General features: G+C 64.4%; 27 protein-coding genes and 1 tRNA gene. 6 read left to right on the forward strand and 22 right to left on the reverse strand.

The features are described 5' to 3' along the window. Window position 1 precedes the first annotated feature (1 nt). From ABD050_RS24105 to ABD050_RS24145, 9 genes are read right to left on the reverse strand one after another with little or no spacing between them, the layout of a single operon-like run. Window positions 2–154, reverse strand: coding sequence for a hypothetical protein (locus ABD050_RS24105; protein ID WP_343892084.1), 153 nt, complete (start codon window positions 152–154; stop codon window positions 2–4). A 10-nt stretch (window positions 155–164) separates the two neighbouring features. Next, complete coding sequence (locus ABD050_RS24110) at window positions 165–959, reverse strand: CIS tube protein (protein WP_343892085.1); 795 nt, start codon at window positions 957–959, stop codon at window positions 165–167. Beyond that, entirely contained in the window at window positions 956–1,426 is a 471-nt protein-coding gene (locus tag ABD050_RS24115) for a phage tail protein (protein ID WP_343892086.1), read from the reverse strand. The genes ABD050_RS24110 and ABD050_RS24115 overlap by 4 nt, the downstream gene beginning before the upstream one ends. Continuing rightward, entirely contained in the window at window positions 1,426–4,263 is a 2,838-nt protein-coding gene (locus tag ABD050_RS24120; protein WP_343892087.1) for a phage tail sheath C-terminal domain-containing protein, read from the reverse strand. The genes ABD050_RS24115 and ABD050_RS24120 overlap by 1 nt, the downstream gene beginning before the upstream one ends. A 3-nt stretch (window positions 4,264–4,266) precedes the next feature. After that, window positions 4,267–4,719, reverse strand: coding sequence for a phage tail protein (locus tag ABD050_RS24125; protein WP_343892088.1), 453 nt, complete (start codon window positions 4,717–4,719; stop codon window positions 4,267–4,269). A 12-nt stretch (window positions 4,720–4,731) separates the two neighbouring features. Next, entirely contained in the window at window positions 4,732–6,990 is a 2,259-nt protein-coding gene (locus ABD050_RS24130; protein WP_343892089.1) for a phage tail sheath family protein, read from the reverse strand. Between the two features lie 15 nt (window positions 6,991–7,005). Then, window positions 7,006–7,902: a hypothetical protein gene (locus ABD050_RS24135; protein WP_343892090.1), complete on the reverse strand. Its 897-nt coding sequence runs from the start codon at window positions 7,900–7,902 to the stop codon at window positions 7,006–7,008. Next, window positions 7,899–8,492 carry a Pvc16 family protein gene (locus ABD050_RS24140; RefSeq protein WP_343892091.1) on the reverse strand — a complete coding sequence of 198 codons (594 nt, stop codon included), beginning with the start codon at window positions 8,490–8,492 and terminating at the stop codon, window positions 7,899–7,901. Before ABD050_RS24140 ends, ABD050_RS24135 begins: the two co-directional genes overlap by 4 nt. Further along, entirely contained in the window at window positions 8,492–8,830 is a 339-nt protein-coding gene (locus tag ABD050_RS24145) for a hypothetical protein (protein ID WP_343892092.1), read from the reverse strand. The genes ABD050_RS24140 and ABD050_RS24145 overlap by 1 nt, the downstream gene beginning before the upstream one ends. A 637-nt stretch (window positions 8,831–9,467) precedes the next feature. Between ABD050_RS24145 and ABD050_RS24150 the strand changes: the two genes are divergently transcribed. The 3 genes from ABD050_RS24150 to ABD050_RS24160 all read left to right on the forward strand — a co-directional run bounded on the left by ABD050_RS24150 (window position 9,468) and on the right by ABD050_RS24160 (window position 10,820). Beyond that, window positions 9,468–9,995 carry a response regulator transcription factor gene (locus ABD050_RS24150; protein WP_343892140.1) on the forward strand — a complete coding sequence of 176 codons (528 nt, stop codon included), beginning with the start codon at window positions 9,468–9,470 and terminating at the stop codon, window positions 9,993–9,995. 227 nt (window positions 9,996–10,222) lie between these two features. Then, on the forward strand, window positions 10,223–10,654 hold the full coding sequence (locus ABD050_RS24155; RefSeq protein WP_343892093.1) for a hypothetical protein: 432 nt from the start codon (window positions 10,223–10,225) through the stop codon (window positions 10,652–10,654). A gap of 91 nt (window positions 10,655–10,745) precedes the next feature. Next, window positions 10,746–10,820: transfer RNA gene (locus ABD050_RS24160), tRNA-Glu, on the forward strand. A gap of 401 nt (window positions 10,821–11,221) precedes the next feature. Here ABD050_RS24160 and ABD050_RS24165 read toward each other — a convergent pair. After that, window positions 11,222–11,395: a hypothetical protein gene (locus tag ABD050_RS24165; RefSeq protein ID WP_343892094.1), complete on the reverse strand. Its 174-nt coding sequence runs from the start codon at window positions 11,393–11,395 to the stop codon at window positions 11,222–11,224. Window positions 11,396–11,612: 217 nt separating this feature from the next. Here ABD050_RS24165 and ABD050_RS24170 point away from each other — a divergent pair, with 217 nt between their 5' ends. From ABD050_RS24170 to ABD050_RS29115, 3 genes are read left to right on the forward strand one after another with little or no spacing between them, the layout of a single operon-like run. After that, entirely contained in the window at window positions 11,613–11,903 is a 291-nt protein-coding gene (locus ABD050_RS24170) for a type II toxin-antitoxin system TacA family antitoxin (RefSeq protein WP_343892095.1), read from the forward strand. Continuing rightward, window positions 11,900–12,439, forward strand: a complete 540-nt coding sequence (locus ABD050_RS24175) for a hypothetical protein (RefSeq protein ID WP_343892096.1) — start codon at window positions 11,900–11,902, stop codon at window positions 12,437–12,439. The genes ABD050_RS24170 and ABD050_RS24175 overlap by 4 nt, the downstream gene beginning before the upstream one ends. A 29-nt stretch (window positions 12,440–12,468) precedes the next feature. Further along, window positions 12,469–12,612, forward strand: a complete 144-nt coding sequence (locus ABD050_RS29115; protein ID WP_425542513.1) for a hypothetical protein — start codon at window positions 12,469–12,471, stop codon at window positions 12,610–12,612. A 101-nt stretch (window positions 12,613–12,713) separates the two neighbouring features. Here ABD050_RS29115 and ABD050_RS24180 read toward each other — a convergent pair whose 3' ends face one another. The 12 genes from ABD050_RS24180 to ABD050_RS24235 form a co-directional block, all read right to left on the reverse strand. Beyond that, a complete protein-coding gene (locus ABD050_RS24180; protein WP_343892097.1) occupies window positions 12,714–12,848 on the reverse strand; it encodes a hypothetical protein in 135 nt (44 codons plus the stop codon). Between the two features lie 308 nt (window positions 12,849–13,156). Further along, window positions 13,157–13,342 (reverse strand): hypothetical protein, encoded by a 186-nt coding sequence (locus ABD050_RS24185; RefSeq protein ID WP_343892098.1) that lies wholly within the window; start codon window positions 13,340–13,342, stop codon window positions 13,157–13,159. 11 nt (window positions 13,343–13,353) lie between these two features. Next, on the reverse strand, window positions 13,354–13,887 hold the full coding sequence (locus ABD050_RS24190) for an NADH-quinone oxidoreductase subunit B family protein (RefSeq protein ID WP_343892099.1): 534 nt from the start codon (window positions 13,885–13,887) through the stop codon (window positions 13,354–13,356). Between the two features lie 8 nt (window positions 13,888–13,895). Then, window positions 13,896–15,425 (reverse strand): hydrogenase large subunit, encoded by a 1,530-nt coding sequence (locus ABD050_RS24195; RefSeq protein WP_343892100.1) that lies wholly within the window; start codon window positions 15,423–15,425, stop codon window positions 13,896–13,898. Between the two features lie 13 nt (window positions 15,426–15,438). Continuing rightward, complete coding sequence (locus ABD050_RS24200; RefSeq protein ID WP_343892141.1) at window positions 15,439–16,878, reverse strand: hydrogenase 4 subunit F; 1,440 nt, start codon at window positions 16,876–16,878, stop codon at window positions 15,439–15,441. A 5-nt stretch (window positions 16,879–16,883) separates the two neighbouring features. After that, a complete protein-coding gene (locus ABD050_RS24205) occupies window positions 16,884–17,546 on the reverse strand; it encodes a hydrogenase-4 component E (RefSeq protein WP_343892101.1) in 663 nt (220 codons plus the stop codon). Between the two features lies 1 nt (window position 17,547). Then, complete coding sequence (locus ABD050_RS24210) at window positions 17,548–18,510, reverse strand: respiratory chain complex I subunit 1 family protein (RefSeq protein WP_343892102.1); 963 nt, start codon at window positions 18,508–18,510, stop codon at window positions 17,548–17,550. Then, window positions 18,507–20,531 (reverse strand): hydrogenase 4 subunit B, encoded by a 2,025-nt coding sequence (gene hyfB / locus ABD050_RS24215; RefSeq protein WP_343892103.1) that lies wholly within the window; start codon window positions 20,529–20,531, stop codon window positions 18,507–18,509. The genes ABD050_RS24210 and hyfB overlap by 4 nt, the downstream gene beginning before the upstream one ends. After that, a complete protein-coding gene (locus ABD050_RS24220) occupies window positions 20,532–20,840 on the reverse strand; it encodes a helix-turn-helix transcriptional regulator (RefSeq protein ID WP_343892105.1) in 309 nt (102 codons plus the stop codon). It abuts the gene before it with no gap. A gap of 680 nt (window positions 20,841–21,520) precedes the next feature. Further along, window positions 21,521–21,766, reverse strand: a complete 246-nt coding sequence (locus ABD050_RS24225) for a hypothetical protein (protein ID WP_343892106.1) — start codon at window positions 21,764–21,766, stop codon at window positions 21,521–21,523. 151 nt (window positions 21,767–21,917) lie between these two features. Further along, entirely contained in the window at window positions 21,918–22,187 is a 270-nt protein-coding gene (locus ABD050_RS24230; RefSeq protein ID WP_343892107.1) for a phosphate acyltransferase, read from the reverse strand. Between the two features lie 289 nt (window positions 22,188–22,476). Then, on the reverse strand, window positions 22,477–22,605 hold the full coding sequence (locus tag ABD050_RS24235; RefSeq protein ID WP_343892108.1) for a hypothetical protein: 129 nt from the start codon (window positions 22,603–22,605) through the stop codon (window positions 22,477–22,479). Window positions 22,606–22,684: the final 79 nt, after the last annotated feature.

The following is a 22,684-nucleotide window of genomic DNA, read 5'->3' on the forward strand; positions in this document are numbered from 1 at the left end:
CTCAGCGCGGCGACAGGCGCGCGACGCGCAAGGCGACCATGCGGAGCCGCCGCCTTGTCTCGTGCGGATGCGGCTCGCGCGGCGGCGCCGCATCACCCTTGGCGTCGCCGGCCGGTTCCCCGGTCGCTTCGAATTCGTCGATGACGACTGCCATTTCCTTCTCCTCAACTGATCGACAGGCTGGGTGCCGGGAGCGACACCGCGGCGCTTGCCGAGACTGACGGCGCCGAGATCGATGCGCTCGCGCCGAAGCCGATGCCGCCGCCGACGCTCACGCTCGCGTCGAGATCGATCAGCGCGCCGGGTGACATGCGCAGCGGATCCTCGATATTGTTGGCGGCGGCGATGCCTTGCCAGTCGCCGCCCTTGCCCGCCGCGCCGGCCATCTTCTGCAGGCTGCCGCCTTGCGGTGCCGGCGTGAACGGCCGCTGGCCCGGGCGGTTCGGGACGATACCGCTGCTGCCCTTGAAATCAGCCACCAGGATCTTCTGCTGGCTCATCGTCACCGCGACGCTGGCGCGCAGCGGCTTGCCGGCGGCCGAGAAGAATTCGAGCGATTCCTCGAGCCCCTCGACCATCCCGTCGAAAATGAACGAGCCCCAGGAGAAACGCGTGCCCGGCGGCGCAAGCTTCTTGGGGTCGGAATCGGCTTTGGTCGGGGTCATGAAATAGATGACGTCGGCGGTCAGGCGGCGGACGTCGTCGACCGGCTTGTCCATCGCGGTCACATCGAACCACAGGGTCAGCACAAGCTTTGTCGTGCCCGCGCCGACGAACTGGCGCCCGGCTGTCCCCGCCTTCTGGTCGCCGCCCTTCGGCTCGGCGACCTGGTTGGCGAAACTGACCTTCATGTTTTCGGGGTTGAACTGGACGTCGATCTTCTTGCCGCCGGGAAGCTCGGAAGTGAGATCCTGCTTGAGCTCGATGAGCTTCGCCTTGACCAGCACTGCTTCGCTCATTTGCCACCTCCCGCCGCCGGGGCGAGCTGGAGCTTCTCGTAAGCGAGCTGGAACTCCTCGATTCCGATCGTCCCGTCCTTGGCGTTGAGCGCGGGTGCCTTGAGCTTGGCGGGCAGGCAGCGGCTGAGCTGGAAGCGCGCGCGCTCGGTGCTGCCATCCTCGGCGAGCATCACCACCTCGGCATTGGCGCGCAGGAACGGGTCGGCGATCGAAGCGGCGAACCAGGTCCAGAGATCGAAATTGCCGGTCAGCCCGCGCTTCAGCGTGAGGTTGGCGTAGTTGATCACCCCCGGCACGCGATAGGCATGATCATTGGCGCCGCCCGAGCGGATCGTCTTGAAATCATGCGTCATCTCCAGCCCGTCGCATTCAGCGAAGGCAGCCTTGCAGAGCGGCGCGCTCTTGCCGTCGGGATAGATCTCGACCGAGAAGTTGAAGGCAGTGAAGGGGCGCGGATCGTCTGCCATCACGCCGCCTCGAGGATGGTGAGCCGCGCGCCCTGCTGGACGAGGCTTACGGTGAGGAACCGGATCGGCTGGGCGGGCGCGACCGAAATCTCGACGACCAACCGGCCGCCATCGAGATCGGCCGCGCTCTCCTGGACCGCGACCCGGAAGCTCTGGGCCGAGCTCGCCCCGGCAAAGGCACCACGCTGCTGGAGGTCGTCTAGCGTCGCCACCAGGCTGCGCTCGACCGCGCGGCGCAGCACCGGGCCATTGGGCTCGAACACATAGGTCATGCCGCGCCGGAGCAGGGTGCGGCGGAGCAGCATCATCAACCGGCGGACGTTGATCTGCCGCCAGTCGCGCTCGCTCGAGAGCGTGTCGGCATCGTACAGCGTGAAGCCGAGCGGCAGGCGGCGCACCATATTGACGCGCGCGCGGTCGAGAGTCAGCAGTTCGGCTTCGGGAAACGCCGGGTCGAGCCCGACAATATCCTGGAGCGGATCATTGGCGGGCGCGATCCAGGCGCCGCGGTCCTCGGCTCGCGCCGCCATCATCCCGGCGACGGCGCCCTCGGGTGGCGATGCCAGCAAGCCGTTGCTGCCGCGCGACATCAGCCAGGGATGATAGACCGCGCCGAACGAGAGGAGCCTTTGCTCATCGGCACCAAGCTGGGCGACACCGCCTGCGCCGGGGGCGAGAGTCGTGAGGGCGGAGGCATGGGCTGCGGCGTCAGCCGTGCGAAAGTGGCGGGGAAGTGACAGCAGCGCGAAGAAGTCGCCATTGGCGCCGGCGATCCGCACCATGGCGACCTGAAGGCGCGCGAGCAGCGCGAGCCGGGCCGGGCCGGCCGGCTCCCCGAACGCGACATAGCTCGCCTTGTGCAGCACGACCACGGCGCTGGCATAGGACGAGACATTGCCGTCCAGTTCGATATGCAGGCGGTAATAATGCGCGCCTTGGGCGCGGCCGGGGATGTCGAGATGCTCGACGCCGGTGTCGCGCAGGATTTCGACGGCATCCGAGAAATCGGGCTTCGCGGCTTCTTCGAGCACGACGACGCTGCCCGCCGGCTGCGGGCCCCAGGATAGAGTGAATAGATCCGCGACCACCGGCTGGGTCGGCGCGACGAGCATGGGCGTGTCGAGCAGCCTCGTGCTACTGTCGAGGAAGGCGCCGAAGTCGGGCGCTGCCAATGCGGTCGTGTCGGCCGAGGCGCAGCCGCCCGAATGGGTCCGCCAGTCGGGATTTGCCGGCGCGCCGGGTTGCGGTGGGAGCGCCGCAGCCGGTGGCGCGCCGGTTTCCCAGCCGGGCTGCACCGCATCGGGAACGGCGAGAAGGCTCGGCTCGGGGAACAGATCGCCGGCAATGTCGAACGCGGCATGGATGCCGAACAGCTGTCTTTCGTCCAGATCCCTGATCGCGGCGACCTGTTCGACGAGCGTAGCGCCGCGAAGATCGGCAAGGCGGGGATCGAGGAACAGCCGCTCGTCGAAGCGGGAAAGTCCGTCGCGCACCAGCGGGTCATCGCTCTGCGGTACCGGGCCGATCGGCTCGCCGAAACTCGCGTCGAGACCGATCGGGAGCCAGCTCGAGCGCAGCGCGATACGGTCCGAGGGCGTGAAGGCCGGCGTGCCGAAGCGCGCCGCGATGTCACCGAAGCTTCCGACCCCGCCGCTGCCCGCATAGCCGAGCGCGATCAGCGCGCTTTCGCTGCGCGCGACCGCAAAGCCTGGGCGGATCGCCGCGGTCCGGTTTGCTGGGTCGGCATGGAAAAGATCGGCGTCGAGCAGGCCCTGGATCGCGCCCGCCGCCTCGGGCGCCGGCGACAATCCGGCACTGACCCGGTCGGTGCCCGGGCGGTGCTCGGCGATGTCGACCGTCACCCTGGCGGCGGAAAGCGGCGCGCCGGGCAGGCGCGATGCGACCTGCTGCCAGGCCGGGCCGAGCGCCTTGCTGCCTTTCACCGTTTCGATCCGCAGCCAGTCGGCTTCGCCCTGATGCAGGAACTGCACCCAGCGCCCGGGTACGAGCAGCTTCGCCACGGCCGGATCGATCGCGAGGGTGGCGGTCGTACCTTCAGTCAGCTTGGCGATGAAGAGCCCGGACTCACCCGAAATCCTCGCATGGCCCTTCTTGATGACCAGCGAGCCCGCTTCACTGTCAGTGATGCGGGCGAAGGACGCGATCCAGAGCGCGAAGACCTCACCGCCGCTTATTCGCAGCACCTTGGCATAGCGCGTGACCAGCCCGTTGCCGCCGCCGAGCTCGATCAGGTCCCCCGGGGACAGCACGCCCCGATCGGCGAAGCGCAGCCCATAAGCCACCCTGTGCTGCCGCGTAATGGCGAGCGGCTGCCGGGCGACGCGCGTCGCGAGCTGCATCGCATCGGACCAGGAGCCGAGGCTCGCCGCGCCCAGCATTGCGGGCGAGACGATGCTCGCATTGTCTTCCGCATCGGGCAGGCGGCACAAGATGCCGGGCAGCGCGAAATGGCCCATGGTGGCCGGCCTGGATCCCGGATCGACAACCCCGAGGGAAGCGCGGACGGCGGCAAAATCGTCGGTTTCGGCAAGCCGGATCGCCCAGCAGCGCTTGCCGCCATTGGAGAAGAAGGCGCGGACGGTGGCGGCAAGGTTGCCCGTCAGCCGGGCGCCGCTATCGGCTTCATAGGCGAGCGGGCAAACGCCACCGAACACTGTTTCGTAGGCGGTGGGGCTGGAAAGGGCGATCGCGCGGTGGCACGGTCCGCGTTCGGCGAACCCGGCGAAGACGGCGACGTCCATGCGTGGCAGCGCCTCGGCAACGGGCGCCGGGGCGACGTCGACGCGAATGCCGGGAAGGGCGTCGCCGGCGAACATGGCTTATTCCATCTCCAGCCGCTCATAGGCGAGGACCAGTTCCTCCATCGCCACGTCGGTACCCTTCGCATTGAGCGGCCCGCTGGTATGCTTGGTGATGCGCGCGCGCATCAGCTTCCAGGTCTGGACTGCGTCGGTATGGTCCTCGTTCATCAACGTGACGGTGACGGTGCGCAGCGCGTTCTGGTTGCCGTTGCGGATATCGTCGAGCCACTTGTAGAGGTTGAGCGAGCCGATCACGCCGCGCTTCATCGTCACGTCGGTCGACTTGTTCATGCCGGTGATCTTCATCACCGAATTTTCCTTGTGGTTGCCCGTGCGATATTCGGAGACGGTCACTTCCATCCCGATGCCGCTGAGTTCCTGGAACCCCGCCTGGGGCCCGTCGGTATTGCCGTCGCCCAGATCGACCAGGAAGTTGAACTGGACGTACGGACGCTCTCTCAGGATTGCCATGACGCTTTCCCCTTATGACTTGGCGTCGGCCGTCCACTGGCCGATGCGGAAGATGACGAATTCAGCGGGACGAAGGGGGGCGACGCCGATCTGACAAACCAGGCGGCCGTTATCGAGGTCGTTCTGGGTCATCGTCGAGCGGTCGCATTTCACGAAATAGGATTTTTCCGGCTTGTCCCCGAGCAGCGCGCCGGTCTGCCATTCGTTGAGCAGGAAATCGGAGATGGTGCGCCTGACATTGGCCCAGAGCCGCTCGCCATTGGGCTCGAAGACTGCCCATTGAGTGCCCTTGTCGATCGATCGCTCCAGATAAGCGAAGTATCGGCGAAGATTGACATATTTCCATTCGGGATCCGAGCTCGCGGTGCGCGCGCCCCATAGCCGCATGCCGCGCCCTTCGAAGAAGCGGAAGCAATTGACCCCCTCGGGGTTGAGCACTTCCTGCTGCGCCTTGTTGAGCATCTTCTCGAAGCCGAGCGCGAGCGTCACCACCTCGTTCGCGGGCGCCTTGTAGACAGCGCGCTCGATATCGTTGCGGGCATAGATGCCCGAGACAAACCCCGCCGGCGGGTAATAATTCTCCTGGCCGGTCTCGGGGTCGATGATCCTGACCCAGGGATAATAAAGCGCCGCGTGGCTGCTGTCGAACTTGGCGCGATATTCGCGCACCTGGCCGATCGAGGCGCCCTTGATGCTGTCGAGCACGGCGATGCGGTATTGCATACGCTCGGCATGGCTGATCAGCGAATTGGCGATTGCCTGGGCATCGGTCGCGGCGGCCAGGCTGTAGGTCGATCCGGGTGCCGCGACGATCGAGATATCCTCGATATCCTCGAATGCCACCAGGCCTTTTTTCCGGTTGGTCGTCGGGTCCTCAGCACCCTTGAAATCGTCCGGGACGGGGATCTTGCCGTCCTTGCCCCCGGTAAGGAAGAAGATCGCCTCGAGAAACGGGGCCTTGCCGTCGCTGGTGTCGATATCGCTGTCGATGAAGCGGTTGGGCGAGGGCGCGGCGGCGTGATAATCGAAGACGATCTTCGCGCCATTGCGCGGCGGCACGTCGGCGCCGGCGGCGGTGAAGATGTCGAGCGCCCGCTGCGCGCGCTCGGTTGCCTGGGCCAGGGCCGCGGCAGTTGCCGCCTTGGCATCCTTTGCGGGCTGGACTTTGAGCGTGGCGTCGTCGACGACCTTCTGCTTTGCGTCCTTCAGATCCTGCGCGTCCTTGAGTGCCTGTACGAACGGGGCTGGATCGGTCGGCGGCACCACGGCCGCCAGATCGTCCTTGGCCTTTTGCAGCGCGATATTGGCTGCATCGAGATCAGGCTGCGCGTCGCTTACAGCCTTGTTGGCTGCGGTGAGCGCCTTTTGCGCATCCTTGTCGGCCTGGTCGGCATCCGCCTTGACCTTGTCGGCGGCATTCTTCTCGGCCGTCGCCTGCTCGGCGGTCAGCGCCGCGATAACGATCGGGATGGAGCGCGAGGCAGCAAGATTGGCGGGCTCGGCCGCGAAATAGTCGAACAGCGAGTCAGGCGCGCCGGCTGTCTTGTGGCCGCGATCGAGCGCGAGGTTGGTCGCGGCGAAGAAGGGAAGCCCCGGCTCGCTCGGCTCGACATAGACGGTCGCGGTGATGGTACGGATGGTCGCGGCGGTCTCGGCGAGCGACTGGAGCTCGAATTTCTTGGTGCCGTCCTGGTTTTCGAAATTCCAGAGATCCTTCTGCGGGTCGCGTGAGATGAAATAGATCCCCTTATCGGGGATGTTGCCGACATAGACCGTGTCGCGATCGGCCGAGGAGCGCAGGATCGCGAGATGCTTTGTCGGGTCGTCGCTTCTCGGCTGGAACACGAGACGGTTCTGGCTCACCCAGAATTGCAGCCGCACCCGCGCTTCGCCGGCCTTGCCGGGAAAGCGCGCGCGGATCTTGATATTGGCCGGAGGCACCGCAGGTAGCGGCACGGTGGCGCAACCATCCACCGGGTCGCCGGTATAGGTGCGCGCGACATAGAGCCGCTTGCCGCCTTCCTCGAAAAAGGCGCGGACTGCGTTCCACATATAATTGTCGAGCGTACCGTCCTCGAATTCGAGTTGTTGGCGGCCGCCATAGACTCGCTCGAATTCGACGAGCGCGGTGATGACATCAGGCTCGATGTCGATCGGGCCGAAGCGCGTCGCCCCGACAAAGCCGGTGGTCGTGGTGCTGACGCCTTCGATGGATTTTGCCCGGTAGGAGACTTCCTCCACAAAGACGCCGGGAGCGAGATATTCAGGCATGGGCGGTCTCCTCGATCAATTCGCTTTGAGGTAGAGGCTTGAAAAGCGCTCGGTTGCGGTCTTGCCGGTGGCCAGGGTCAGCGGACGGCCAAGCACCAAGGTCTGTGCGGGCAGCTCGGGCTCGGCGGGCTTCAGGGTCGCGAGCGCCTTGGTCGGAGGCTTCGAGAGCTGGCCGAGTATCTCATCCAGCGCCGGCGGACTGCCGGCGAGCTTGCCGTAATAGACCTTGATGACGGCCTCCCACGCGACCTCACTTCGGCCCGCCGCGGCCTCTTCGACTGTCTGGGACGGCAAGGTGGGATAGGCGCCGCTCACCACGATCGCCCCGCCGACATCGGCAATGCCGAGCCCGATGACCGTTCCCGATACGGAGACGGTCATCGCTGCCCAGCCTGCCGGCAGGTCGGTGCCGTCGGCCTGGCGGACCGCAAGCTGCGCCCGCACCGTGGCGCGGGGCCCGGGCGCGGTGCGCGCGATCGCGGGGAACAGCGGGAGATAGTCGGGTGCATATCCCGCCGGCGCGCCGGCGGGCAGCAACGGCGCGATAGGGCCCGTCGCGAAGCCGCTCCAGCTCGGCCAGGCAAATCGGCCACGGACGGGCAGGTCGGCCTGGAAGCGGACCGGCAGGAAGCGGTGCAGATCGTCCTCGACCGCCACCACGAAGCTGCGCTGGTGAGTCGACCAGTCCGCCGGCTTTTCGGCAAGAACCGCATCGAGCCCGGGCAGGCGCGGTGTCATCCAGGTGCCGCTCGGCGTGGGCCGGAGTTGAGCATTGCGCCAGGGCCGCATCGCATCGGTGATTCGGATATCGAGCCCATCACCGATCAACGACAGGTCGGACGCGTCGCGAAAGGCGAAACCGAGCGGCACATGACGCACGAAGCGATCGGGCGAGACCAGCTGCAGCGTCACGACACGTCTTCCGCAACGCCGACTTCGAAGCCCCGCTCGAGCACGATCCCCGAATCGTCGAGGTCGAGCGCGCTGTCGAGCAGCACCATCCGGACGACATAATTGGCGAACAGCGGATGGCGGCGGATCCGGTCCCACATCGAAAGCTGATCGACCACGCTCAGCGGATCGCAGACCAGGTCGATATCCTCGTCGACCGCGAAGATGCCGTCTTCGGCGAGATAATCGTTGAGTTGGGCGGCGGTGATCGCGCCGGCGTCCTCGAGGGCGCGCATCACCCAGCCGAGCATGCGAAGCTGCTTCTCGACCGCCGAGGCGACCGGGATGATGAGGAAGCTCACATCGAGCGGAAGCGACGGCTTGAAGCGGCGGCCGAAGATGTCGGTACGCGGCCCGCGGGCGCGGCGCTGGGTGTTGATCGCGACGCGCCACATCAGGATCGCGAAGCCGTCGCCCGTCAGCCCCTTCTCGATGTCCTTGGCCTGGTAGCAATCGACCGTAAGCGTCCCGAATATATCGCGCGGATAGCGTTCGCGGATCACTCCGCGCAGCGCCGCCGCCACCGCGGCAATGGCTTGATGCCCCGCCATCAGTGCGCCCGGGCCACGGCGCGGATGGCGTCGGCAAGGCCGTGTTGGCCGGCCGGGGTGAAGCGCCAGCCCTCGCGGTCGACGCGATAGAGATTGCCGGCAATTCCGTCGTCGCCGATCGCGACGACCCCGATCCGCGGAGCGCCGGTGATCGCCCGGAGCGCTGGGTCGCAATCGCCGAGTGCGACCTGATGCAGGACGACCACGTCGATGTCGTCGGGAGCAGCGTCGAAGGCGCTAGGCTGGACCAGCTCGATATCCTCGCATTCGCTAAGCGCGCCGTGAAGCGCCGATCTGACCATTGCGGTAGTCGCGCCGAGCAATACGCGGATCGTCATCGCGTCCCCCGCTTCAGGTCAGGAAAGGTAGGTTAGGCGCAGGGCGGGGCGGGGCGCATGAGCCGGAGGATCGAGAGAAACACCCGGGCCTTTATCCGGACCTCGTGGCCGGATCATCCTCCCGGGCCAACGGTCCGGACCATTTGGTCCAGACCGTAGAGAAAGCTTCGGATCGTTCGGAAAAACATCCAGAACCTGATCTTTATCGCGAATCATAGTTCCGAATCGGCCGATTTGGATTATGATGCCGCATCACGTTAGCTGCGGGGCTTCCTCGCACTTCGATCACGACCGGAAATATTGTTTCCGTGATGGAAGGCTAACTCGGGAATGACTCGACAGAAAACCAAGAAACTGGGTCGCGTGTTTCTTTCCCACCGCTTTGTTGCCTGGCTGATTGAGCCGGGCGGTGGGAATCGAGCCCATGTACGGGCAGACGGGAGCATCGCGAATGGAACTGCATCAGGACGCTGGGACATGCACCGATACGCGGCCGACCGCGGTCGTGGTGAGTGACGTCCTGATCTATCGCGAGGGAATCACGGCGGGGCTGAGCCGGCTGGGCGATCTGCGGTTGCTCGGGGCGATTTCAGCCGACGAGCTGACTGACGCGCTTGCGTCCCACGCCGTGCAGATCATGTTCCTGGATATCTCCCGCAGCCGCTCGCGCGATGCGGCGCGCGCTGCACGCACGCTCGCGCCGGGCATCCAGGTGATCGGGTTCGGCATGACCAGCGAAGATGAAGGCCTGGCCGGCGCCGAAGCGGGCGTGACCGCGTTCGTCAATCATGACGGCACGATCGAGGATTTGAACCGCGCTGCGATCCGCGTCCTCAGCGGTTTGCCGGTGTGCCCGCCGCAGCTCACCACAAGGTTGTTGCAGCGCGTCGCCCAGCTCGCCGGACGCGGCAGGCCGGATGCCGACTCCCATTTAACCCGGCGCGAGCGCGAGATCGCCGTGCTGGTCGAGGAAGGGCTCTCCAACAAGGAAATTGCCTGCACGCTGAACATCAGCCCGGCGACGGTGAAGAATCACGTCCACATGATCCTGGACAAGCTCAATCTGCCGCGCCGGCGGATGATCATGCTTGAAACCGGGGTCCATGGCCCCCGGACCGCCCTGCAAAGGCCACGGGTGCAGATTCAGAGTCGCCCCGCGGCCTGACACCTCTCCGCGCGCGAGCCTGCGCAAAATGCTTCAGCCCGGATTTCACCACGACGCTTCAGGAGCGTTTGCCCCTGGGTGACGCCGGCGTTGGCAGCTGTGCATGGCGCAGAACCTCGAAAGCCTCTTCGGCTTCGCGCCGTGACCGGAAGATGACATCGAGCCAACGGTCCTCGCGGACTGAGTAAAGCCCCCATCGACGCGCATTTTCAGGTTCGGCGCGGAGCATGGCAACGAAATTTGGTGGGGATGTCATGGAACTGAAATACGGCACTGTCCCGCGACGCGCCACCCCTGTCGAGCAATATGCGCGGGCGGCTGCGGGCGGTGCTGCGAAAATCATGGTGAAAGTCATTGCAACTAAAGTGCTGCGCCGTCGCATCCTCCGGGTCGTTCGAACTTCCCTTCTTAATGGTTGCGACACTTTTTTTAGGCTTTCGGCCCGTGCTATTCCGGATGGGCGGAGGTCTTCCCGTGTTCGATTACCGCTGGAGAAGCGAATGCGGCGGCCGTTCATCCACATCAATTTCGCGGCTGAAGACGTTCGCAGCATCAATGGGCAGCAGGGACTTTCCGGCATATCTCCTGCGGCGCGGACTGGCACAGAGTCCATGTCCTGCGCGAACGCGCGGATCGCGAACAAGAAATATCTCCAGTAGCGAGGGCGGGCGTGATCGCGCGCCCATCCCTTCACGGGCGCCATCTTGACGATGGCGCCACCTCGCCGTAGATGCGCCGCTCCGCTCGCACGGCCCCTTCGTCTAGCGGTTAGGACGTCGCCCTCTCACGGCGAAAACACGAGTTCGATTCTCGTAGGGGTCACCAGCGTTTTCAATGACTTAGCGTAAGTGCGCTTGATCAAAACAAGAACATCGTCAATACATGGTCCATAGACCCGACGGGACTGCGCAGGTCGTGTCTGGACGATTTTTTCGATCAGTAGCCTGTGGGCATCGCGGTTGCCTCGATGCGTCGCATCACCAAGTCCGCCTTTTTTGAACCCGGCCGGGCGCGAGAGCCCGGAACTTCGCGCGACGCTACATGCTCGCCTTCTACTCCCTGATCGTAGACGAGGCCGTGCAGGTTTCGATCGCCACATTCCTGAGATGGCGCGCTGCGCCCGCACCATCATCCTGGCGGGCGACCTGATGCAGCCCAACCGCTCCAGGGCAGCCACCGAGGCGACAGCCGCCGCCACAACTGCGGCGATCTTCGTATCAAGTGCATCACGGCGCGCGTGCCGTCGGCTTCTCGATCTGCCCGGCGATTTCCAAGAGCGCCGAGCGAGCCGTCGATGGAAGCGAGAGTCCTCCCGCGTCGCGCAAAATGGCGATGAACTTCGCTACGCTCGTCATGCCGGTCGCTGCGACGATCCCGAGTTCGGCCAAATGGGCGCGCATGGCGTTCGCGGCCCGGGGTAGAGGGTTCTGTCCCGTGTGATCTCGTCAACGAGGCCTTTATGAACATGGCAACGCTTATAAGTCTTCTCGGACAGCCGCCGCGACCATCGCAGCGCCTCCGGCGAGGCGCTCCATCAACGGCGGTCTGGAAGTGACGTCGATTTCAGGTCGATTTTGTCGGTATAATGCCGTACATTATAGGCGAAGGAGCATGGACATGGTCGCAAGAGCCCCGGAGCGCCGCTCGGAACGGCTTGAGGTGCGGGTGCCCCCCTCACTGCACAACCGCGTGAGCCAGGCAGCAGCCTTGCGCGGCCAGACCTTGGCAGCGTTTGTCACCGCTGCGGTCCAGGATGCCGCGCAACGCGCGATCGAGGATGCCGAGGTGACGCGACTCAATCGCGATGATTTCGCGGCATTGACCCGCGCACTTGACGCCGAGGCGGAGCCCAATCACGCGCTGCGCGCGGCCGCGGCGCGGCACCGTGCGATGACAGGCCATGCGTGAGCGACGAGATCGACGTACGGTTCGAGCGGCTGACAGCAGCGCATGACCGAAGCGCGTTCGCCTGTGAGCAACCCTCTCTCACCGACTATCTGTTAAAATTCGCGGGCGAGAACGAGCGCAGCGACATCGCCGCCTGCTTCGTGGCGGTCGCGCCGGGCTCCCCGAGCATCCTCGGCTATTATACCATCTCGGCGCATGCGGTGTTGGTGAACGAACTGTCGCCCGAGCAGAAGAAGGGCTTACCGACCTATGATCGGATCCCGGCCTTTCTGATCGGCCGGCTCGCGCGCGATGCCACGATGAGGGGCAAGGGCCTCGGTGAGTTACTGCTGCTGGACGCGATGGCGCGGCTTTGCTTGATTGAGGCCGCCGCGCGCCTGATCGTTGTTGATCCCATCGACGGTCAGGTGCGCGCCTTCTACGGCCGTTTTGGGTTCTCACCCCTCGAGCGTACGACAGAGCGCCTCTATCTGCCGATAAAGGTCGCGCACAGGGCAGTCGGGGCGGCCTCACCCAAAGCGCTGCCGCAAAGCTGATCGGCGTCGGGCAGCCGGATCTGACGAAACTGCTGGGCGGCCAGTACCGCGAGATGTCCGTGGAACGTCTGCTGCGCATGCTGACGCGGCTGGGCTGCGGCGATGATATCAGCGTGCAATCGGCAGGGCGTGCCTTGGAGGAAGCAATCGATTGGGAGGCGGTCGCAGCTTAGGCTCGGTCCGCAAGACAGGATGGAAGCGCAGCTTCGCGGCGCCAGGGGAGGGGCTCCCTTGCCCGACTATATCCGCCCACGGGATGCCGCCGCCATGGGACTCAGCGTCGCGCGGCATGAAACCGGTCCTTGAGCATCCGTGGCAAAGAGGCGCCGCGCACATAGACACCGATCTCGCGCCGGATGTTGAGATCGGACGGGTCGGCCGACAGGAAATTCTGGCTCATGACCAGCACATGGTCATCGTCCTAGGCCAGGGTCTTCGCATGGAGGCGCGGGTCGTGCGCCGTCCGCATCGACCTCAACTACATGGTTCACGATGATGTCGGAGGGTGACGGTGCGACCGTGATGCGGGTCAGGCTTGTGAACTCACGCCCAAAGCGGGCCTCCCTCAGATTTCGCCAAGGCGTTGATTCAGAGCAATTTACGAGTGTGATCTATTGTAAAATCGGCGCCCTTTGGGACCCCGCCCATCGCAATCTTTATTCCGGCTTGTCAGTCGTTTACCGACAACATCCATGGGGTCTCGCTTTCGACGCCAATTCACACTGTGAGCAGATAGAACCAGCCCAGGATCGGCGTGGCTGCGATATGGCCCGAACCAGTATGGACGAGGATCGGCCCTACCAGTCCGTTTCGGGAAAGAAGGGCGAAGGTCAGCGTGACGATCACGATTGACAGCAACTGGCGCGTCGCGGCCGCGGCGCCGGCGTGGAACAACCAAAGCATCGGCTGCGGTTTCACGGCGCACCCGCACCCAGCGACACATGGTCGATCAGCGCGACCAGCGCCTTCAGAATCCTCGCCGGCGACGGCGGGCAGCCGGCAATATGCAGATCGACCGGCACCACTGCGGAAACGCCGCCGACAACGGCATAGCTGCCGGCAAAACAGCCGCCGTCGGCCGCACAGTCTCCTACGGAAACGACCCATTTTGGCGCTGGGGTCGCATTATAGGTGCGCTTCAGCGCTTCGCGCATGTTCCGCGTGACCGGGCCGGTGACGAGCAGGACATCGGCATGGCGTGGAGAGGCGACGAAGCGAAGGCCGAAGCGCTCGAGATCGTAAAAGGCATTGCCGAGCGCGTGGATCTCAAGTTCGCAGCCATTGCAGGAACCGGCATCGATTTCGCGGATCGAAAGGCTCCGTCCAAGCCGCCTCCGTGCCACGTCACCGAGCGTAGCGGCAAGCGCCGCGACATCGCCCAGTTCAGGGTCTGGCGGGGCTTCCGTCAGTGGCGCTCGGATCAGGCTTTCGAACAGGAGCTTGCGCATCATCAACCCTAAAGGTCGTGCCCGGAATAGGAGCAGTTGAACGATTTGTTGCAGAGCGGGAAATCCGCGACGATGTTGCCCTCGATCGCGGCCTCGAGCACTGGCCATAGGAACCAGGACGGGTCGCGAAGGTGGCAGCGCTCGACGATCCCCGTCGGGCCGAGCCGGAGCCAGCAGAGAATGTCCCCGCGAAAACCCTCGACAAGGGCAATGCCCTCGCACGGGTCGGGACCATGGCCGACAGCGACCGAGATATCGCCCGACGGCATCTCCGCCAGGATCTGGTCGATCAGTCCGAGACTTTGTTCCACCTCGCGGATGCGGACCCATAGCCGCGCGTTGACGTCGCCTTCCTGGAACAGGGGTACATCGAAGCGCAGCGAGTCATAGGGCGGATAGGCAAGGTCGCGGCGCGTATCGAACGAGCGCCCGGATGCCCGCCCCACATACCCGCCGCAACCATATTGATGGGCAAGGGCGTGCGAGACTATTCCAGTGCCGACAGTGCGATCCTGCAGGGAGGCAGTGTCGTCGAACAGCTCGATCAAGGGCGGGAAGGCTTCCCGGATCGTCGCCATGAGCGATCGGATAGCCGTCACACCGGGGCGATCCAGATCAACGGCGACACCGCCAGGCACAACCTTGTCCATCAGCAGGCGATGACCGAAGCACGCGTTCGATTGCCGCAGCACGCGTTCGCGCAGCACGGCGGTATGGGCATGCATCAGGGCGAACGCGGCATCGTTGCAGGCGGCCCCGATATCGCCCAGATGATTCGCGATCCGCTCGAGCTCGGCCATCAGAGCCCGCAGCCAATGCGCCCGTGTCGGGATCTCGATCCCCAGCGCCGCCTCGACTGCGCGCGCGAAGGCAATTGAATAGGCGACCGTGCTGTCGCCGGAAATCCTTCCCGCAAGCCGCGCGGCGCGCTCCGGCGAGGCGCCGGCCATCAGGGACTCGACGCCTTTGTGCGTGTAGCCCAGCCGCTCTTCGAGGCGCACGACGGTCTCGCCATTGGCGGTGAACCGGAAATGCCCCGGCTCGATAATGCCGGCATGGACCGGACCGACTCCGATCCGGTGCAGGCCTTCGCCTTCCGCCGTCAAAAAGACATATGCTTCGCCCTCGCCGGATGTTGCGGTGCTGGTCCCGAGGGGATGACCGACGCGCCAGCGCCCATGGTCGAGCCAGGGACGATCGTCGGGCGCGCCGACAGGTTCGAGGCCGAACAGATCGTTTATGGTTCGCTCGAGCCGATGCGCGGGTGGATGGTGCCGAGCGATCGACGGAAATTGGCCGGTTGGACAGGGCAGGGACAGGACGGCCAGTTCGCGGCGGCCCTCTTTGCCAAGGCCCATGTCGAGCAGGGCCATGTGGACGGCGCCCGCGTCCCCCCACAAGCCGGCCAATGTCCATCGGCCCTCCGCAAGTTGTGCGGCAAGGGCGGACCATGTCTCGGCATCGACGATTCTGCGCGGCCATGGATGGTGGGCATGCGGCGGCGGCGTGCCCGGCAGTGTCCTGATCATGCTCTGCATATTCCCTCCCGATTCAATGGAGGAGGCCAGCGACATGCTGGAACCAGGCGACCAGCGGAGGAGGCAGATATACCCCGGCGACAAAGACGAGTCCAAGATGGGCGATCATCGGCAGATGGGACGCCTTGACCGGGTGGCTCACGCCTGTCGGTTCGCCGAACGCCAGTCCATGGACCTTGAGCATGAGGGCACCGAAGGCGACCAGCAGGCCGATCACCAAAGGAATGGCAAGCAGCGGTGCGCGCGCGAAGGTCGAACTCACGACGAGGAATTCGCTCATGAAGACGCCCATCGGTGGCATGCCCGCGATCGCGACGACGCCGGCGACCAGTCCCCAGCCCAACAAGGGATGGCTCACGGTCAGCCCGCGGATGTCCGAAATCTTCTGCGTGTCCTTGGCTTGTGCGATATGGCCGACGGTGAAGAAGATGGCCGATTTGGTAAGGCTGTGCATCGTCATGTGCAGGAGCCCGGCGAAGTTCGCGAGCGGGCCGCCCAGGCCGAAGGCGAAGGCGATGATGCCCATATGCTCGATCGATGAATAGGCGAACAGCCGTTTGATGTCCCGCCGCCGGTAGAGCATGAAGCCTGCGAAGATCAGCGAGACCAGTCCCATCGTCATCAGCAGCGGACCTGGCGCGATCGCGCCGGGGTTCGCGGCCAGCAGCAGCTTGAACCGCAAGACCGCGTGCAGCGCGACATTGAGCAGCAGGCCCGACAGTACCGCCGAGATCGGCGTCGGACCCTCGGCGTGCGCGTCCGGGAGCCAGGCGTGCAGCGGTGCGAGCCCGACCTTGGTGCCGTAACCGAGCAGCAGAAAGACGAAGGCGAGGTTGAGCAAGGCCGGGTCGAGTGTGGCCGCATGGGCGATCAGTACGGTCCAGACCATGCCGTCAGGGCCTTCGCCGACCACCGGACGGGCGGCCATATAGATCAGGATCGTGCCGAAGAGCGCCAGCGCGATACCGACGCTGCCGAGAATGAAATATTTCCACGCCGCTTCAAGCGCCTCATGGGTGCGATAGATGCCGACCATCAGGACGGTGGTGAGCGTCGAAAGCTCGATCGCGACCCACATCAACCCGATATTGTTCGCCTCCAGCGCCAGGTTCAGGCCGAACAGGAGGATCTGATACATCGCATGGTAGAAGCGCAGCTGGGTCGTCGTCAGACGGCCTGTCTCCAGTTCATGGCCGATATAGCTGGCGCTGAACACGCTCGTGGTGAAGCCGACAAAGGTGTTGAGTACGATAAAGACGATATTGAGATCGTCGACCAGCAGATAGGGTCCGGGCGCGGGCTTGTGCACGAACAGCGACAGCGCGGCGAGCAGCGTCAGAAAGGAGGAAGCCGCGTTGAGGCGTGCCGACACTTTGTAGTTCGGAATGAACAGCAGCAAGGCCGCCGTCACCAGCGGTATCGCCAGGATCAGACCGGCGCCGGAGACGGGCATCCCGATCACCGGCGTTCCCCCCGGAAATCGTCAAGGGCCTGAAGATCAACCGAGTCGAAGCGCTCGCGGATCCTGAACAGGAAGACGCCGATGACGATGAAGGCGACCAGAACGGAAAAGGCGACGCTGATCTCGACGACGAACGGCATGCCCTTCGCGCCGGTGGCCGCGAGGATCAACCCGTTCTCGAGCGACATGAAGCCGACTACCTGGCTGACGGCGTTGCGTCGGGTCACCATCATCAACAGGCCGAGCAGCACGACCGAGAGCGCGAAGGCGAGGTCCTCGCGGGCATATATGTCGGACTGCGTGGTGACGCGCAGGATGACGACCATCGACAGCGCGACCAGCGCCAGTCCGCCCAACATGGTGGGACCGATATTGACCGCCGTCTCGACTTCGCGGTGTATGCCCAGGCGCCTGATCATCCGGTGCAGTGCGACCGGAATGATGATTGCCTTGACTGAGAGCGCGATCGCCGCGGTCAAGTAGAGATGGGGAGCATGCTGTACATAAGCCTGCCACGCGACCGAAAGGGCCAGCATGACGGCCTGGAAAGCGAAGACGTTCAGCAGGGCCGACAGGCGATCCTGATAGAGCAGCATCAGGCTGACAAGGACCAGGGTCCCCGCCAGGAAATGGGCAACGTCGAAAGCGAACTTATCCACGCTACAGACTCCGCGAGACGAACAGGAGGAGCGTGCCGAGGAACCCGAGCATCAGCGCGGCGCCGAGAAAATCCGGCACGCGGAACACCCGCATCTTCGCGACCATGGATTCGAAGACGGCGAGCAGGCAACCCGCGACGCCGAGCTTTGCTAAATAGAGAACCGCGCCGATCAGATGCACATGGAGCGGCGCACCCGCGGGTGCCAGACCCCATGGTACGAACACGCAGGCGATCAGCGAACAATAGAGCAGAAGCTTGATCGCCGAGCTGAGTTCGAGGAGCGCCAGGTGCCGCCCGGAATATTCCAGCACCATCGCCTCGTGCACCATGGTGAGTTCGAGATGGGTCGCCGGATTGTCGACCGGCATCCGCGCGTTTTCGGCGAGCGCGACAATGACGAGTGCAACCAGCGCCATGCCGAGCGAGACGCGCAGGCCCACACCCGCCAGCATCACATTGGCCACGGTCGAAAGCTGCGTGGAGCCGGCGATCAGGGCGATCGTGAACACGATCATGATCAGTGCCGGTTCGGCGAGCGTCGCGATCATCGCCTCGCGGCTCGATCCGATTCCGCCGAAGCTGGTGCCGACATCCATGCCGGCGAGCGCAAGGAAGAAGCGCGCGCTGCCCAGCAAGGCGATGATGACGATGAGATCCGCCGACCAGCTGAACAGCAGCCCCGTGGCGAAGGTCGGCACCAGGGCCGCTCCCACCCAGGTCGCGGCGAAGACGATATAAGGCACGATCCGGAACAGCCAGGACGCGCTCTCGGCGACGACGGCTTCCTTGCGCGCAAGCCGGATCAGATCGCGATAGGGTTGCAGCAGCGGCGGGCCTCGCCGCCGCAGCAGCCGCGCCTTCACCTTGCGCACCAGCCCGGTCAGCAGCGGCGACAGGAGCAGCACGAGCAGCATCTGGGAGACCTGGATCGAAAAGCCGTCGATCACGGACATGTCGATCATGGCCATGCGGCGAGGATCAGCAGGAGCAGGATCAAGGCGCCGAAGACCAGGCTCAGATACCGGCGGATCGTGAGGAATTGCAGGTGGTTCAGCCGTTCCGCGAGGTAAGCGACCAGCCGGATGACCGGATCGTAGATCAGGTCCCAGGCAAGATCGTGCAGCGTGACGGTTAGCCGTGCCGGACGACCATCCCCCGGGGACGGCATATCGACTACTTCAGTAGCGCGAAAGGCGAAGCCGCCGAACACGCGGCGCACCGGTTGAGCAAAGCTGTCCGCCGTATATTGGGTGGCGGGGCTGGCGTCCGGAAAGCCGCAATCCCATACGGGCGCCCGGCGCAGCTTGGCCGATGCGAAACGGTGGATCGCCAGGGCTGAAAGCGACGCCGAGGCGGCGATGAAGAGGAACACTAGCAGACCGTTATAGGAGCTGCGGCTTTCCGCGATCGGAACGATCGAAAGCCAGGCGACATGAGTCTGGACCGGCATGTGCGCCCCGGTCAGCGCGCTGGAGACGGGCGCGAGCGCGTCGATGACGAGTGCGGGAAAGATCCCTGCGAGTAGACAGAGAATCGCGAGGATCGCCATTGCGGCGATCGACAGCCGATCGACCTCATGGGCGTTGGATGCCGCAAGGCTTCTCGGCCTGCCAAGGAAGGAAATACCGAACGCGCGCACGAAACAGGCCGCCGCCAGCGCTGCGGCCAATGCGAGCATCGCACCGACCGCCGGAATGAGGAGCTTCAGCGCCCATTGGGGAAGCGCGGGGCTGAGCAGGATGGCCTGCAGCATGAGCCATTCCGACGCGAAGCCGTTGAGCGGCGGCAAGGCCGAAATCGCGACCGCCCCGACCAGGAAGAGCAGGCCCGTGGCGGGCATCCGGTTGAGCAGCCCGCCCAGCGTTTCCATTCTTCTCTCACCCGTGGCGTTGAGAACGGCGCCCGCGCCGAAGAACAACAGGCTCTTGAAGAGTGCATGGTTCAAGACATGAAAGAGCGCGGCGGTCATCGCAAGCGCCGCGGCGGCCTTCATGCCATTGCCCTGAAATGCCAGCGCAAGGCCGATCGCGACGAAGATCAGCCCGATATTCTCGATCGTGCTGTACGCAAGGACACGCTTGATATCATTCTGCATCAGCGCGGTCAGAACGCCGAGCACCGCGGTGATGGCGCCGGCGAACAGCACGGGGATCGCCCACCACCAGGAAACCGGCCCGAGCAGGTCGAAGGCGATCCGAATGAATCCGTAGACCGCGACCTTGGTCATCACGCCGCTCATCAGCGCCGAGACATGGCTTGGTGCGGCCGGGTGCGCGAGGGGCAACCAGACATGAAGCGGGACGAGACCCGCTTTGGAGCCGGTCCCCAGCAAGGCGAGAACAAGCACCAGACCTGCGAGGCCGGACGGCGCACCGTGCGCGCGCATGGTTGCAAAGGCATAGCCGCCCTCCGGGCCAGCCATCAGGCCAAAGGCGAGCAGCAGCGCCAGCGTCCCGAAGCTCGCCATCACGATATAGACATAGCCCGCCCTGCGATTCTCTTCCTCCCGGTGGTGCGTCATCACCAGAGCCCATGATGCCAGCGACATGGATTCCCAGGAGAGCAGGAAAGTGAACGCATCAGACGCCAGCAGCACAAGGTTCATGCCCGCAAGGAAGAGCGGGAAAAAAGGCAGAACGCGCTCGGGCGCCGTCTCGTGGCTGCCATAGCCCAGCCCGTAAAGGCTCGCGGCTGCCCCGCCCAGATTGATTACGACGAGGAAGAATGCGGCGAGCGCATCGATCCGGAAATTGGCGCCGATCCAGGGCAGGCCGAGCGGAAGAACGATCTCCGAAACGCTTGCCCGGCCGGCAATCAGATGCGTGATCGCGATCGCGCACGCCGTCATGCAGACTGTCAGGCTGCTGCCGTAGATCAACCACCTGGCCCATTTGAGGCGGCCGATCGACACAGCGATCGCGCCCGTGACCAGCAAGGCCGCTATGCACCACAGGATTGCGACCACAGGCCCCATCGCCGGCATCTAGGCTGCTCGTGATCCGGAAAGCGCCCAATCGCCTGTTCGACCGCTCGGGTCGCCCTGCTGCTGTCCGGAAAACCGGACGCCGCGGCCGCCTTGCGGGCTCGCGGCACCCTGGGCGATGAACTCGATGCCGGCGCTGTCGAGCGCGGCGATCAATTTCATCAGCGAATCGACATTGCCCCGGATGATGTCCTTGCTCGACTCCATCCGCTGGATGGTCGGCAGGGACAGGCTGGACATCTCGGCGAGCGCACGCTGGTCGATTCCGAGCAGGGCTCGGGCGCCGCGCAACTGGGCCGCTCCTATCATCGCCTGACTCCCGTGATCATTGAACGCCGATGGAATATCACGTCTACATTAGGAAATCTAACATGCAAAGATGGCTTATTGATATATAAAACGTGAATTATCAGCAGAGGCTGGTTCAGATAAAGCGGCCCGCCAGAACAATCGTCGCTGAGCGCATCAGGCTGATGGGCGGGATTGAAAATGACGTTGTCCGGGTTACCGGGAGGGCGACCCGCTTTCATTCGTCCATCGGTCGAGCGCGTTTCTCATCGCTCTTTGATCGTACGAAGGCAGGCGTGAGGGGATCGGGGGAGCCATGGATCGCCCCTCGGGGGTGTCGCGAGGCAGCTCTGCCTCCAGCACCGCAAACGCGGCGGCCTGCAACCGGGCATTTGGGAATGGATCGCCAGAACCCGCCTCGATGTACAAACACTCATAGGCAGCAGCGAGATCATTCAGGCACCGTCTGGTCTCCGGATCGGTCGCTCGTATCGCAGCTGTGCGGCAGTCCCGGCCTCTTTGTGCAAAATATTTGAGTTGAATGGTCGAGAGCATTGCCGTTTTCCATGGCGGCGAAGAGATGCAGAATTCATCTCGGCGCGATCATCAGTTTGGACGATTTCCTGTCGTGAAATTCTGGTAGAATTTCGGTTCTGTCGGCAGGATCGCCGTCGGATTCCTTCGCGTTGTTTGCTGTTGGACTAGCGCCCGGGATGCCGCCGCCCGGATCGTTCCCTTACCACGCCGTCGATCTTGATCCTGACGATATTACCTTCAAAACGAGTCGGCACCGGCGGCATCTGGTAACTGTTGTGACGCAGCACGAGGAACGTGATCTGGCCCGGCTTGCCCGGAATATGGTCGACCACTGTCGTTGCCACTGACGGGGCGATACCCAGCATCCTGGTGAGCCGTTGGGCGGATTTCAGGAGCGACTCCTCAGTCATGCTATTTCTCCTGGCGGGCGCACTTCCGGCTAACCGGCGGGTTGGATTCGAGCCTCCGAGGCTTGGCGTATCGGGCGAGATCCGGCGAAAGCCCCGGGCAATTGCACCGGGCGCGGGGAAAGTGACACCGGACCCGGGCTGCGGATATCCATCACGGCTCATCGCATGTGCCGGTAGCGGCCGGCACCGCCAGCGTCGGCAGGTCGGATACAACGGAAGTCATGGCGCCGAACTGCATGGGCCTTGCCATGCCGGCCGGGAACGGACCGAGCACGGAGCGCCCGCCGAGTGCCTCGAGCGGCTTCGCCGGGATATTGCCCGAATGCAGGTCTGGCATGATCAGGATATTCGTCCGCCCGGTCGACCTGTTGAAGCGGTAATGCCGTCGCATCGCCGCATTGAGTGCGATGTCGGCCAACATCGTAATGACAGGTGAGCGCTTTCTCGGGGAGACTATGCTGCTCGGGCTCGCTCATCTCGTCAATCTCGCATCGGGTTGCGTCACATCGCCACGGCGAACTCGTGCCTTACGGGATCACCGGGCCGATCTCCCGGCTCGACGATTGAATTGATGTACTATACATCAAGGCACAGCTTTAAATAGCTCTGTAGATATGTCATATATGATCGTTCAGGGTATTAACGGCAACCTCTTTTGAGGCGGGCGTGCCTTTTCGGTTTTTCGGAGATGGTTTTTGGGACATGCTCCTTCAGCCGGTAGCGGGCAGGATCGAGGTGGAGACCATTCCGCCAGCGACCGCTCCGCGCCCTACCTTCGCCCCGCCGGTCGCGGCGAGCAGGGCATGCCCGGCGCAGTAGAAATGGACCGCCTTATGCATGCAACGCGGGTCGCGCTGGAGCGGAACGATCGGTTCGCGGGAGCGGGGATTGCCGAGGCCGGTGCTGCGCTGGGCCCTG

This window comes from Sphingomonas oligophenolica (assembly GCF_039522915.1).
In the GTDB taxonomy this organism is placed as follows: Bacteria; Pseudomonadota; Alphaproteobacteria; order Sphingomonadales; family Sphingomonadaceae; genus Sphingomonas; species Sphingomonas oligophenolica.